This is a genomic window from uncultured Bacteroides sp. (assembly GCF_905207245.1).
Lineage (GTDB): Bacteria > Bacteroidota > Bacteroidia > Bacteroidales > Bacteroidaceae > Bacteroides.
In genome coordinates, this window is sequence record NZ_CAJLKP010000010.1 from 1 (window position 1) to 13,458 (window position 13,458).

The following is a 13,458-nucleotide window of genomic DNA, read 5'->3' on the forward strand; positions in this document are numbered from 1 at the left end:
TCTATGCGCGGGACGAGTAACAGGTACAGATTCCCGCGCTTTTTCTTTTTATATAAATCAATTATTTATTTGCAGTTTGGGGAATTTGGCTGCTATATAGTTCGTTAAAGTGTATGGATATTATTAGCAGCAATCCTTATAGACTGTTTGGTATATATTCCAACTCCCCTGTCAAGGATCGTATAGCCAATGCAAACAAACTGAAAGCCTATCAGAAAGTAGGCAAGTCGGTTGATTTTCCATTGGATTTATTGAATCTTATCCCGGCACCGGTTCGAACTGCCGAAAGCATAGAGTATGCTAACGGGTGCATCAATCTTCCTTACGACCAACTGAAACATGCTCTTTTCTGGTTTATCAAAGTCTCCTCCATTGATGAAATGGCTTTGGGCTATTTGCAGAATGGAGATACAGAAAAAGCAAAAGAACTGTTTGAGAAGAAAGAAACTTTCTCTTCCCTGATTAATTGGGGTGTATTGGCATTGATACAGAATGAAAATGGAAATTACAAGGAAAGCTTTTGCCTTTTCCAGAGGCATTGGCTCTGTATATGCAACATTATCCGCAAGTATGATTTCTTTGTCTTTTGTTATAGATGACTGTAAATAGATGAAAAGCAAGGTAGGATAAAAGGATTTGCCGATTCAGAAGATGTTGATCTGAAAAATGAATGAATGGCGGAAGATGCCCCTTATCTTTACTTGTTTTTTGTTGGAGTTGTCGTCATTGATATATTGGTGTCAATAAAAGCATATTGGCATTATGAAATTTATCAGGACTTTTAAGTGTTTATTTTCTTTGTTTTTGAGAATTAATAATATTATATAGTAAAAAGTATGGATGAAATCGTAGAATTTGATATACCGCACGACAAATCAGTCAATATCATTAAAGTGATTGGTGTGGGTGGCGGTGGTAGCAATGCTGTGAAGAATATGTACAGGCAAGGGGTATACAACGTATCTTTTGCAATTTGCAATACCGATAGTCAAGCACTTGCGAGGGCTGATATACCTGTGCGGATTCAACTTGGAAAGGTTGGGCTTGGAGTTGGTGGCAATCCGTTAAAAGGAAAGGAAGCAGCGGAAGAAAGTATAGAAGAGGTGAACACTTATTTGACGGAGACACGAAGATGGTGTTTGTTACTGCCGGACCGGTCATTGCCGGAGTAGCTAAGGAAATGGGGTTGCTGACGGTAGGCGTCGTAACAATACCTTTTGCTTTTGAGAAGAAGGTGCGTATTCAGAAAGCATTGCAAGGTGTGGAAGATGATGTGAAAGTTGCGATTATCGCTATGGGCTTTGATGATGAACGTCTTGACCAGACTTCTTCCAAGGATATTGCGGACGCGGCAACAGAAGAAGCGGCAGATACAGTGTCGGCAGATGCTGAACCGGTAGAAGATAATGAGAATATTCAAGCAACATCAGAGAATAATTTAGGTCGGACACTTCCTTTATTGGAACGTTTGAAAAGAAAGTTAGAGACTTTTATGGATGAAACAATATAGAGAGGAAAGCAAAGTGCTTGTAGAGACTGTCTTGAATGCCACCCTTCATTATCAGTGCTTTACGTCCTCTGCTTGTAGAGATTACTACAAAAAGATTGTTTATCTCGCTTTATTGCCTTTTCTTCCTTGTAGAGATGCCATTTTTGCAAGTCGTTGTTTTTAAGTGGTTTATAAAAAATGGTTGTAGATGCCATTTTCTTGTTTTCTCTTGTTTCTCACCCTAACTTTGCAACATCGAATTTGAGAAAAGCAGATGGCTGAATCGTTGAGGCCTCACGATGAAAACTTCTGCTTCTCGGATGAGATAAAAGAGATAGAATATACATTATTAAATTAATCATTTAAAAACATTACGATTATGGCTTTTTTTAGAAGAATCAAAAAAACAATTAACAATTTGTGGTATCCTCAATCAGTAACCTGGGGCAAGGCGGTTACTACCCGTGAAGTGGCAGACGAGCTGTCTGTCATCTCTACCGTGACCCGTGGTGACACGTATGCGGTGATGGAAAATCTTGGACGGGTATTAAGTAGTTATATGGGACAGGGACGTACCGTGAAAATAGACGGTGTGGGCACTTTCTATTACACGGCTACCTCCGCTAAAAGAGGAGTACCGACGGCTGAGGAGGTAAGTGCCTCGTTGATTAAAGGGGTACGCGTCCGCTTCCTTCCTGAAGTGGAACGTAACAGTGGTAATCAAGTGACTACCCGCAGCATGGTAAATACCAAGATTGTTTGGGAAGAATGGGGAAAAAATTCTACTAACACTGGAAATAGCGGTTCCGGCAATCCTGGCGGCGGCTCCGGTGAAGGTGGCTTGGAAGAAGACCCGTTAGGATAACCTTCCCCCGTGCTTTGTTAACCTCCGTTTTGGAGCATCCGACTTGTGATAATCAGTTCCCGTACAGCCCCTTCCGGCAGTACGGGAACTTTTGTTTTAGCATCTTTTATCATTTTTTTCTGCCTTTCTTCTATAAATATTCGCTAATTTCGGACGATTTTTTGTAAAACAGGCCGAATAACTAATAATTTATAATATGGAAAATCTCAACACAGCGTTTATGCTGATGGTGGTAGGTATGGTAACAGTGTTCTGTATCCTACTGATTGTAATCTACTTAGGTAAAGGACTTATCCTTCTGGTTAACAAGTATGCCCCCGAAGAGGTGGTGCCGGATAAGAAAGGCGCGCAAGGTCCCGCTGCCATTCCTGGAAATATATTGGCTGCTATCAGTGCTGCTGTAACGGTGGTGACACAAGGTAAGGGTAAAGTAGCCAAGGTCGAGAAAGTAAAATGATAATCTTTAATAAAAAACACACATCTATTTATTTAGTATGAAAAAAGAAATTAAGTTCAGCTTGGTGTTCAGGGACATGTGGCAGAGTGCCGGAAAATATGTGCCCCGCGTAGACCAACTGGTAAAGGTTGCTCCCGCTATCGTAGAAATGGGCTGTTTTGCCCGCGTAGAAACGAATGGAGGCGGTTTTGAACAGGTAAATTTATTGTTTGGTGAGAATCCTAATAAGGCTGTACGTGCGTGGACGAAACCCTTCCACGAAGCCGGCATACAAACTCACATGTTGGACCGTGCACTGAACGGTCTTCGCATGAGCCCCGTGCCTGCCGACGTGCGTAAGCTGTTTTATAAAGTGAAGAAAGTGCAGGGAACGGACATCACACGTACGTTCTGCGGACTGAACGATACCCGTAACATTATTCCTTCCATCGCTTACGCTAAAGAAGCCGGAATGATTTCCCAGTGTTCACTCTGTATTACCCATTCGCCCATTCATACAGTAGAATATTACACCAATATGGCGTTAGAGCTCATCAAGGCGGGTGCTGATGAAATCTGTATCAAGGATATGGCAGGTATCGGACGTCCGGTGTCGCTGGGCAAGATTGTGGCTAATATCAAGGCTGCACATCCCGAAATCCCTATCCAGTATCATAGCCATGCAGGTCCGGGCTTCAATATGGCAAGTATCCTCGAAGTATGTGAGGCCGGTTGCGACTACATCGACGTAGGTATGGAACCACTTTCCTGGGGGACAGGACATGCCGACCTGCTGAGTGTGCAGGCAATGTTGAAAGACGCAGGCTTTCAGGTGCCGGAAGTGAATATGGAAGCGTACATGAAGGTGCGCGCCCTCATCCAGGAATTTATGGATGACTTCCTCGGTCTGTACATCAGCCCGAAGAACCGCTTGATGAACTCCCTGCTGATTGGTCCGGGACTTCCGGGCGGTATGATGGGTAGCCTTATGGCCGACTTAGAGTCCAATCTGGAATCTATCAATAAATATAAGGCAAAACGTAACCTGCCGTTTATGACGCAGGATCAGTTGCTTATCAAGCTGTTCAATGAAGTGGCTTACGTATGGCCGCGTGTAGGTTATCCTCCGTTGGTTACTCCGTTCAGTCAGTACGTTAAGAATCTGGCAATGATGAACGTGATTGCCATGGAAAAAGGCAAGGAACGCTGGGGTATGATTGCCGATGATATCTGGGATATGCTGTTGGGTAAGGCAGGTAAGTTGCCGGGCACGCTGGCTCCCGAACTTATAGAGAAAGCCGAACGCGAAGGCCGTAAGTTCTTCACGGGCAATCCGCAGGATAACTATCCGGATGCGCTCGACAAGTATCGCAAGATGATGAAAGAGAACAAATGGGACTTGGGCGAGGACGACGAAGAACTCTTCGAATACGCCATGCACCCGGCACAGTACGAGGCTTATAAGAGCGGTAAAGCGAAAGAAGACTTTCTGGCAGACGTTGAGAAGCGGAAAGCGGAACTTAACAAATCCCCACTGGATGATGCCAAACCGAAAACCCTTACCGTACAGGTGGACGGACAAGCTTACCGCGTGACGGTGGCTTACGGTGACATCGACCTGCCCGCAGATGCCACGGCCAAAGTGGAAGCTCCGGTAGGAGAAGGACAAGACGTTCCGGCTCCTCTGGAAGGCAAGTTTTTCTTGACGAAGAATGCCCAGGAAACTCCGGTGAAGGTGGGCGACAAAGTGAAGAAAGGTGACTTGCTTTGCTACATTGAAGCCATGAAGACGTACAATGCCATCCGTGCCGATTTTGACGGAACGGTGACAGCTATCTGTGTTACTTCGGGTGACTCTGTTTCAGAAGATGATGTATTAATGAAGATAGGATAAACAGCGATGGAAGAAATATTTGCAAGACTCTACGATATGACGGCGTTCAGCAATATCATTGCCGACCCGTCGTTTCTGGTGATGTATGCCATTGCTTTCGTTCTGCTGTATCTGGGTATCAAGAAGCACTACGAACCGTTGCTGCTGGTGCCCATTGCCTTTGGTGTGCTTATTGCCAACTTTCCCGGCGGTGATATGGGGGTTATCCAGGCGGACCAGAATGGAATGGTGATGGTGAACGGAATAGCGAAGAACATCTGGGAAATGCCGCTGCATGAGATAGCGCACGACCTGGGACTGATGAACTTCATCTACTATATGTTGATTAAGACAGGTTTCCTGCCGCCTATCATCTTTATGGGTGTGGGTGCTATGACGGACTTTGGCCCGATGCTTCGTAACCTGCGTCTCTCTATATTTGGTGCTGCTGCACAGTTGGGTATCTTCACTGTGCTGCTATGTGCTGTTATGATAGGTTTCACTCCACAAGAGGCGGGTGCGCTGGGCATTATCGGTGGTGCTGATGGTCCGACGGCTATCTTCACAACTATTAAGCTGGCTCCGCATCTGTTGGGTCCGATTGCCATTGCTGCATACTCTTATATGGCATTGGTGCCGGTGATTATTCCTCTGGTAGTGAAGTTACTCTGTTCTAAGAAGGAACTGATGATTAACATGAAGGAGCAGGAAAAACTCTATCCTTCAAAAACCGAGATTAAGAATCTGCGTGTGCTGAAGATTATCTTTCCGATAGCAGTGACTACGGTTGTTGCCCTTTTCGTGCCGACGGCAGTGCCTTTGATTGGTATGTTGATGTTTGGTAACTTGATTAAAGAAATCGGTTCTGATACAAGCCGTTTGTTTGATGCGGCTGCCAATAGTATCATGAATGCGGCAACCATCTTCCTGGGGCTGAGTGTAGGTGCTACCATGACGAGCGAGGCGTTCTTGAACTGGACGACTATCGGTATTGTTGTCGGTGGTTTCCTTGCATTTGCGCTTTCTATTTCAGGTGGTATCTTCTTTGTGAAGCTGTTCAATATGTTCAGCAAGAAGAAGATTAATCCTCTGATTGGTGCAACAGGTCTGAGTGCTGTGCCGATGGCAAGCCGCGTATGTAACGAGATTGCCACGAAGTATGACCCTAAGAACCACGTACTGAATTACTGTATGTCCAGCAATATCTCCGGTGTAATCGGTTCGGCTGTAGCGGCGGGTGTGCTGATTTCGTTCCTGGGATAAGGACTCTATATCTATAATTATCAAGTGCGAATTGCATGATTTAATCATGAAGTTCGCACTTGATTTGTATATATAGAAGGCTAAAGCATCCTGTTTTTACTATGAAAGATATAAATATTCACTTTGCTGTTTTTATGCCAGTCTTGTTTCAAGATTAATAATATTAGTTATATTTGCCTCTTGAATATTATGAAAACAATAAATTGACGTTGAAATCAATCAAATGAATTCACACAAGACGACAGCAGCAATAATTATAGATAGAACGGTTATTGATAATATCAATCGAGGAGATGAGAGGGCATTTGCTGCTTTATATAATAGCTATTTTACTTATCTCTGTACTTGTGCGGCAGGATATATCTTCGATGCAGATGTTGCCAAGGAAATTGTGAATGATGTTTTCGTTCATATATGGAATAAACATGGCGGTCTGGAATTTCCTATTCATTCTTATCTGTTGCGGTGCGTGCAAAATGGTTGTCTGAATTATATTCGTTCATTACGATCGCGCGAACGGGTTCTGGATGAATTCAGAGAAGATTTATTGCTGTTTCAAGAAGAATATTGCCGGAGTGGAGAAACACCTTTGCAAGTATTGGAAGTCGAAGATATAAAGAAGCAAGTGCATGCAGCTATACGGACATTGCCAGAAAAGTGTCGGGTTATATTTGAAAAATACCTTTATAAAAATCTTTCCCCCCAGGAAATTGCTGATGAGTGTGGCTTGTCGGTGAATACAGTCCGTGTGCAGATAAAGAATGCCTTTGATAAATTGAAGAATCATTTTGGGCCGGCTGTCTTTATTTTATTTTTATCTTTTTTCGAGCAATAATTATCTACTTGCTCTGTATGTTCTATCTTGCTGGTTTGTAGTGAGTTGCGTTTTTGGAAAATACAAATTCTAAAATAATACGAAAAAAAGAGCTCTTCGGATAAATGTTTTCTGCATGAGGTGTGTATTCTATATAAAGAGAATATTAAAAGTATAAGTTCATGAAGGAAAATAATGAAGAATTTGATAAATGGATGATGGATTACATGGCTGGTAGTCTTTCAGGAGAAGATATGCAGAAATTCCATACTCTTTTGAAATCAGATATTCATTATAGGAACAGGTTTAAAGACTTGTCTGCAATTCATGCGAAACTATTAATACCACGATTTGCAGTAGAAGAGGCTGATAACTATGAGAGGTTACTGCGTAGGATTAATTTGGAAAAGAGTACGTCTTCACGAAATTTATCAATACATCGTATTACTTGGAAGTCTATACGTCGCATAGCGGCAGTCATTGCTCTGCTGATAACTTCTTCCATTGCATGCTATTATGTGTGGGATGATGTGTGGAGAACTTCCCAGGATGTTGTGTTGTGTCAAATGGAGGTGCCGCTGGGCTCACAAACAAAGGTCGTGTTGCCTGATGGCTCAGTGGTCTTTCTGAATTCTGGCTCCGTTTTGAAATATGATCCCTCATTTATGAAGAATAAGAATCGGGATGTTTACTTGACTGGTGAAGGATATTTTGAAGTGCGGAAAAACCAACATAAACCGTTTATTGTACATACTGGAGATCTAAATGTGAAGGTGTTGGGAACTATTTTCAATGTACGGGCTTATGCGGATGAATCGAATGTGGAAATAGCTCTTGTCAAAGGACGGGTAAATGTATTCTCCCAATCCGAAACGATAGGCAATGTGGTCTTGAATCCCAATCAACGGGCTGTTTATGATAAAAAATCCAAGTCCCTGTTTTCGGAGGATACAGATGCGGAAGTGGCGGCTTTATGGATTACTGGACGCTTGAGCTTCGTGAATACTTCTTTGGCTGATATAATGAAAGAGCTGGAACGGCATTATAATGTACGGATTGTTGTTGAATCTGAACATATGAAAGCTGAAATTTTCTCAGGAAGCATTAATTCTAAGCTGTCTTTAGAAGAAATGTTAGACTATCTGGATGTAGACAATAAGTATGTATGGACGAGAAAAGACAATGTGATCACAATAACTGATAAATGAATGTTTAACCCTAAAAAATGGATGAGATGAAAAACACCACCTAAAAAAGAATCGGAGAAACATATTGACCCCATGCTCTCCGATTCGTGAATCTAAAAACTATTTGCATAATTTTTTTAACGATACAAATGTATGAAAAAAAATCATATTCAAGGAGTGATTAGCTTAATTTATCACTCCAAGCGACTTTTTATACCCGTACGGCTGTTTACTATGCTTGTTTTATTTTCCATAATGGCAACATTTACAGCCAATGCAATCCCTTATCAAGACATCCGTATTACTGTACAACGGAAAAATGTGACCTTAACTCAAATCTTTCGGGATATTGAAAAGCAATCAGGATATTCTTTTTTGGTGAGGAACAATGACGTTGATACGAATGAGAAAGTTTCTATAGATGCAAAGAATAAAACTATAGAACAGGTCTTGGACATGCTGTTTTCAGGAAAAAACATCAAGCACAAAGTCGAAGGGAAACGCATCACTATTTATAAACCAATGAATATAAATAGAGAGCAGACATTGAATAATGTTCGCAGAATAACCGGTAGGGTGACAGATGAGGCTCAAGAACCTGTTATCGGCGCTTCTGTTACGATTGATGAAACTTCCGATGGCACTATTACGGATGTAGATGGATATTTTTCTTTAGAGGCTCCAACTGATGCTGTACGCTTGAAAATCTCATATATTGGTTATACTACCCAAGTTGTTACTATCGGTAATAAATCGGAAATCAATATATTGTTGAAAGAAGACACTCAAATTCTGAGTGAAGTGGTAGTGGTGGGTTATGGCATACAAAAAAAGGCTTCATTAACCGGTGCGGTGGCAGCTATCAGAAATGAGCAACTGATTTCTACCAAGAATGAGAATACTCAGAATATGCTGACCGGTAAAATATCAGGCGTTCGTGTTATGCAGAAATCTGCCGAGCCGGGTTCATTTAATAATAATTTTGATATTCGTGGTATGGGTGATGCTTTGATTATTATTGATGGAGTACCTCGCGATAATATGTCCCGTTTGTCTCCCAATGATATTGAGTCTATTTCCGTATTGAAAGATGCATCTGCTGCAATTTATGGAGTACGTGCAGCAAATGGTGTTGTTTTGATTACTACCCGTCAGGGAGAGGCTGGGCATGTAGAACTGGAGTATTCAGGAAACTTTGGATGGCAGAATCCTTCCGGTTCAGTAAAGAGTGTGAGTGCTGCCGATTGGATGACACTGAAGAATGAAAAAAGCATGCATAATGTGAATGGTGGATCTTTGGTCTTTGGATTAGATGAGATTGAAGCCTATCGTAATGGGACAAAGCAGGGAACCGACTGGCATGATGCAGTGATGCGCCCACTGGCTCCACAAACCCAACATACTTTAAGTGCACGTGGCGGTAATGAAAGGGTACAATATTATATGAGTGCTGGATATATGTATCAGGAATCATTCTTACGTAGTGAGAGCCTGGATTACGATCGCTTTAATGTCCGCTCTAACGTGACGGGTAAAATTACAGATCGGTTAACCGTTAATTTTAATATGAGCGGAATCATGGATCAGAAAGATCAGCCTTATACGAATGCAGACTGGATTATACGTGCTATGCAACGTGCACCGGCCACCCAACCCATTTACGCAAATAATAATCCTGAATATTTAATGTATGGCTGGATTGAAGGTGATAATCCGGTAGCTATGATGGATGCCGACCAGGTAGGTAATAAGAAATATAACAATAAATGGTTTCAGACTTCTGCACAGGTCACTTATGATCTACCTTGGATAAAAGGTTTGCAATTAAAGGGAATGTTCAGCTATGACTATCAAATAGCGGATAATAGCATTTATTCCAAATCATTCAACGAGTATGAGTATGATGCTGCAACAGATGCCTATGCAGTTCGTAAACTCCAGGTGCCGGCTACTTACCGCCGTGAACATTACACGAAGCAATCTTGGTTGTATCAAGCCTCATTAAACTATGCACATACTTTTCAGAAGAATCATAATGTAACAGGATTATTGCTATTGGAAGGTCAGCGTCGTGATGGTGATAACTTTTTTGCCAGGAGAGAACTATCCTTGAATCTGGATAAATTGTTTGCGGGGAATGTGGCAAACCAGGAAGGCAACATGGGAACCGGTGGTAATGAACTATACCAAATGGCTAATATGGGATTAGTGGGTAAGTTCGGTTATGATTATAAGTCCAAGTATCTGGCTGAATTCAGTTTCCGTTATGACGGTTCTTCCAGATTTGGCACTGGCTCTCAATGGGGATTCTTCCCCTCAGGTTCTTTAGGGTGGCGTATTTCTGAGGAAGGTTTCTGGAAAGATTCTCATCTGGCTTTTATTAATAATGCAAAGATACGTTTGTCCTATGGTAAATTGGGAGATGATAATGCTTCCAGTTACCAATTCATTACGGGATATACTTATCCTGCGGGAGGCGATGCCAGCGGACGTCCCGGAGGCTATGTTTTCAATGGCTCTTATATAAATGCAGTAGCGAATAAAGGTATCACTAATCCACTTATAACCTGGTACATTGCTAAGACATTTGATGTGGGCATAGATCTGGATGCATGGAATGGATTATTAGGTCTTACTGTTGATTATTTCAGTCGGTCCCGTACAGGTTTATTGGCAACTCGCGCTACCAGTCTGCCTTCAATTGTGGGCGCAAGTCTGCCTCAGGAAAACTTGAATGGAGATTTTACACATGGTTTTGATGTTGAAGTATCTCATTATAATAGTATTGGTGATTTGCGTTATAATTTGAAGGGTATCTTCTCTTACACTCGTACCAAGTCTAAATATGTGGAACGTGGTGAATCGGGAAACTCCTATGAAAACTGGAGAAATAATAATAATGATCGTTTGCAAAATATCGTTTGGGGATTTGGTGATGGTGGTCGTTATACCTCATATGGAGATATTGCAAACAGTGGTATCTTTACTGGTTATGGTACACTGCCCGGTGACTATAGATATCAGGATTGGAATGGTGATGGTATCATCTCCGATCTGGATAGACATCCTATTGGCTATGAAAATCGTCCTTTAATCAATTTCAGTTTGAATATAGGAGCTAATTGGAAGGGATTTGATCTGAATCTGTTATTTCAAGGAGCTGCCATGCAATATAATCGTTATATAGAACAGTTGCGTGAGCCGATGTGGGGTAGTGATTATTCAAATGCATTAGATTATTTTATGGATAGATGGCATCCGGTAGATCCGACAGCAGATCCTTATGATCCTTCTACGAAGTGGATAAGTGGTGAATATGCTTATACGGGTACATTGGCTGATGAATGGTCCGAATACAATGTGCATAATTCAAGCTATATTCGTTTAAAAAGTGCCGAGTTAGGTTATACATTCCCGCAAAAATGGATTGGAAAAAGTGGAATCAAAGATTTACGTTTATATGTAAATGGCTATAATTTGTTTACTGTTAAAGGGGTACCGTTTGATCCGGAACACTCTGGTAATGATACGTGGGGTAACTTGTATCCGTTGAATAGAACTTTTTCTATTGGTGTAAATGTTAAATTTTAATTGAAAAATAATATCATGAAAGTATTAAGATATTTATCATGTCTGGCATTGACTTTTACGATGTCCGCATGTCTGGATTTGAATCTTCCACCTTTGAATGTTATCCAGGATACTGATGTGTTTGGATCACAGAATGGTATATATAGTTATTTGGCCCGCATTTATAGTGGCATGCCTATGGAAGATTTTCGTTATTCTCCGGAAAGAGGTTTCTTTAATGGCTATACAATGACCGGAATGAGTGTAATGGATGGTGAAGCTATTTGTGCTAACCAAAGTAAAGGGGCTCAAAGTGAAAATACCAAGTACTGGAGAGATGCATATGCTTCCTTGCGTGACATTAATTATTTCTTGGAAACCTTGCCTAAATACGCTTCCAATTTCCATGACTCGGATATAAATACTTGGAAAGGGGAAATGTTGTTCAATAGAGCTTTTATCTACTTTGCTATGGTGAAGCGTTATGGCGGCATACCTCTTGTTAATGAGGTATTGAAATATCCGGGACAGTCTATTGATGAACTGAAATTACCGCGTTCTTCAGAAGATGCCGTTTATCAGCAAGTCAAAAAAGATCTGGATGATGCATATAGCTTACTTCCGGAAACGAATGAGTTAGGACGGGCTACAAAATACGCGGCTGCTGCACTCAAGTCAAGAGCAATGTTATTTGCCGGTTCTATAGCAAAGTATAATCAAATAACATTAGTGGATGAGAAAAGTGGAGATCGCCTATGTGGTATTTCTGCGGAGAAAGCTACCGAGTATTTCAAAGCAGCTTATGATGCAGCAAAATTATTGGAAGGACATTTTTCATTGTATAAAGATGATTGGAAAGCGGATGACAAGGAAGCTCAATATCAGAATTTTGTAAATATGTTCTTTAATGATAGAAGTTCTGAAAATATCTTGATTCGTCAGTATTTATATCCCAGTTCAGTACATGGGTATGACTGCTTCGCTATTCCCCGGCAATATATGGTCGGAGGTTATTCCTCGGCTATAGGTCCTACACTGGACTTTGTGGAAATGTTTGATGGCTTCCCAAAGGATGAGAATGGGCGTATAAAAACGATGGAAAATGGCAAATATGTATTGTATGATAATCTGACGGACTTCTTTCGAGATGCAGAACCGCGTTTGCGAGCCACTGTTATTTTGCCTGGTGAGCAGTTTAAAGGTGAAGCTGTTGAAATCTGGCGTGGTATTTATATCGGATCGGTAGAAGGTGGTATTTCTCCGTTAATTCCTGAGGGTACGCTTTCTAAATATGAATCCAGTGAATGTAAGGATCTTATTGTTACAAGTGCAAGTGGCAGCGGACAAATACCTTATCAATTGTCTAATGGACAGTTGATGAATCCCGCCGGGCGAAGTGGTTGCTTTCATAATGATAACGCTAGTGCTATTTCCGGTTTCTCTGTTCGCAAATATCTGGACCCTAAATTGGAAGCGTCACTTGTGGTGTTGAACCGTTCTGTGCAGTCATGGATTGAGTTACGCTATGGTGAAGTGCTGTTGAATCGTGCTGAAGCGGCGATAGAATTAGCTGAAGCTGGTGGGGGAGCAAACTATAAAGAGGATGCCTATGCCTGTATTAACGAAATTCGGGAACGTGCCGGAGCCACTTTATTAGAAGATGTTTCGGAAATAACGATAGAGGTAGTCCGTGTAGAAAGACGTAAGGAACTAGGCTTTGAGAATAAATTGTGGTGGGATTTGAAACGCTGGCGTACTTTGGATAAGGAACAGAATAATCGAATTTACCGGATTCTAATGCCATTTTATGCGGATAAAGCAAATAAATGGTTCTTTGATGCTCGCTATGACGAGAAAACGACTCGTTATACAGCCGACTCTCGTTGGTATTATCTGGATATACCGGGTGATATTGTTAATAGTGATGGAATTCCCCAGAACCCAGGTTATTAATTTAATAA

The 13,458-nt window shown here is 41.5% G+C and carries 11 protein-coding genes; all 11 read left to right on the top strand.

The features are described from left to right. Positions 1-113: 113 nt before the first annotated feature. Entirely contained in the window at positions 114-599 is a 486-nt protein-coding gene (locus tag QZ135_RS05030; protein WP_294606453.1) for a hypothetical protein, read from the top strand. A gap of 237 nt (positions 600-836) precedes the next feature. Next, on the top strand, positions 837-1,172 hold the full coding sequence (locus tag QZ135_RS05035) for a hypothetical protein (RefSeq protein ID WP_294606455.1): 336 nt from the start codon (positions 837-839) through the stop codon (positions 1,170-1,172). Next, positions 1,133-1,510: a hypothetical protein gene (locus tag QZ135_RS05040; RefSeq protein ID WP_294606457.1), complete on the top strand. Its 378-nt coding sequence runs from the start codon at positions 1,133-1,135 to the stop codon at positions 1,508-1,510. Before QZ135_RS05035 ends, QZ135_RS05040 begins: the two co-directional genes overlap by 40 nt. A 358-nt stretch (positions 1,511-1,868) precedes the next feature. Then, a complete protein-coding gene (locus tag QZ135_RS05045; RefSeq protein WP_294606459.1) occupies positions 1,869-2,354 on the top strand; it encodes an HU family DNA-binding protein in 486 nt (161 codons plus the stop codon). A gap of 196 nt (positions 2,355-2,550) precedes the next feature. After that, positions 2,551-2,811 carry an OadG family protein gene (locus QZ135_RS05050; protein WP_294606461.1) on the top strand — a complete coding sequence of 87 codons (261 nt, stop codon included), beginning with the start codon at positions 2,551-2,553 and terminating at the stop codon, positions 2,809-2,811. Positions 2,812-2,848: 37 nt separating this feature from the next. Beyond that, positions 2,849-4,684, top strand: a complete 1,836-nt coding sequence (locus tag QZ135_RS05055) for a biotin/lipoyl-containing protein (protein ID WP_288241502.1) — start codon at positions 2,849-2,851, stop codon at positions 4,682-4,684. A gap of 6 nt (positions 4,685-4,690) precedes the next feature. After that, positions 4,691-5,926 (top strand): sodium ion-translocating decarboxylase subunit beta, encoded by a 1,236-nt coding sequence (locus tag QZ135_RS05060; RefSeq protein WP_294606465.1) that lies wholly within the window; start codon positions 4,691-4,693, stop codon positions 5,924-5,926. Positions 5,927-6,149: 223 nt separating this feature from the next. After that, the gene (locus QZ135_RS05065) at positions 6,150-6,761 is read left to right on the top strand and encodes an RNA polymerase sigma-70 factor (RefSeq protein ID WP_294606467.1); all 612 of its coding nucleotides are present in this window, start codon (positions 6,150-6,152) and stop codon (positions 6,759-6,761) included. Positions 6,762-6,922: 161 nt separating this feature from the next. After that, positions 6,923-7,948 (top strand): FecR family protein, encoded by a 1,026-nt coding sequence (locus QZ135_RS05070; RefSeq protein ID WP_294606469.1) that lies wholly within the window; start codon positions 6,923-6,925, stop codon positions 7,946-7,948. A 234-nt stretch (positions 7,949-8,182) separates the two neighbouring features. Next, positions 8,183-11,518, top strand: coding sequence for a TonB-dependent receptor (locus QZ135_RS05075; RefSeq protein WP_294606471.1), 3,336 nt, complete (start codon positions 8,183-8,185; stop codon positions 11,516-11,518). A gap of 15 nt (positions 11,519-11,533) precedes the next feature. Next, the gene (locus tag QZ135_RS05080; RefSeq protein WP_294606473.1) at positions 11,534-13,450 is read left to right on the top strand and encodes a RagB/SusD family nutrient uptake outer membrane protein; all 1,917 of its coding nucleotides are present in this window, start codon (positions 11,534-11,536) and stop codon (positions 13,448-13,450) included. The last annotated feature ends 8 nt before the right edge of the window (positions 13,451-13,458 follow it).

Bases quoted from the DNA above. Each gene is read 5' to 3' on its own strand.
- QZ135_RS05065 (WP_294606467.1), top strand. From the start codon at position 6,150: ATGAATTCACACAAGACGACAGCAGCAATAATTATAGATAGAACGGTT.
- QZ135_RS05035 (WP_294606455.1), top strand. From the start codon at position 837: ATGGATGAAATCGTAGAATTTGATATACCGCACGACAAATCAGTCAAT.
- QZ135_RS05070 (WP_294606469.1), top strand. From the start codon at position 6,923: ATGAAGGAAAATAATGAAGAATTTGATAAATGGATGATGGATTACATG.
- QZ135_RS05050 (WP_294606461.1), top strand. From the start codon at position 2,551: ATGGAAAATCTCAACACAGCGTTTATGCTGATGGTGGTAGGTATGGTA.
- QZ135_RS05075 (WP_294606471.1), top strand. From the start codon at position 8,183: ATGGCAACATTTACAGCCAATGCAATCCCTTATCAAGACATCCGTATT.
- QZ135_RS05030 (WP_294606453.1), top strand. From the start codon at position 114: ATGGATATTATTAGCAGCAATCCTTATAGACTGTTTGGTATATATTCC.
- QZ135_RS05060 (WP_294606465.1), top strand. From the start codon at position 4,691: ATGGAAGAAATATTTGCAAGACTCTACGATATGACGGCGTTCAGCAAT.
- QZ135_RS05055 (WP_288241502.1), top strand. From the start codon at position 2,849: ATGAAAAAAGAAATTAAGTTCAGCTTGGTGTTCAGGGACATGTGGCAG.
- QZ135_RS05045 (WP_294606459.1), top strand. From the start codon at position 1,869: ATGGCTTTTTTTAGAAGAATCAAAAAAACAATTAACAATTTGTGGTAT.
- QZ135_RS05080 (WP_294606473.1), top strand. From the start codon at position 11,534: ATGAAAGTATTAAGATATTTATCATGTCTGGCATTGACTTTTACGATG.
- QZ135_RS05040 (WP_294606457.1), top strand. From the start codon at position 1,133: ATGGTGTTTGTTACTGCCGGACCGGTCATTGCCGGAGTAGCTAAGGAA.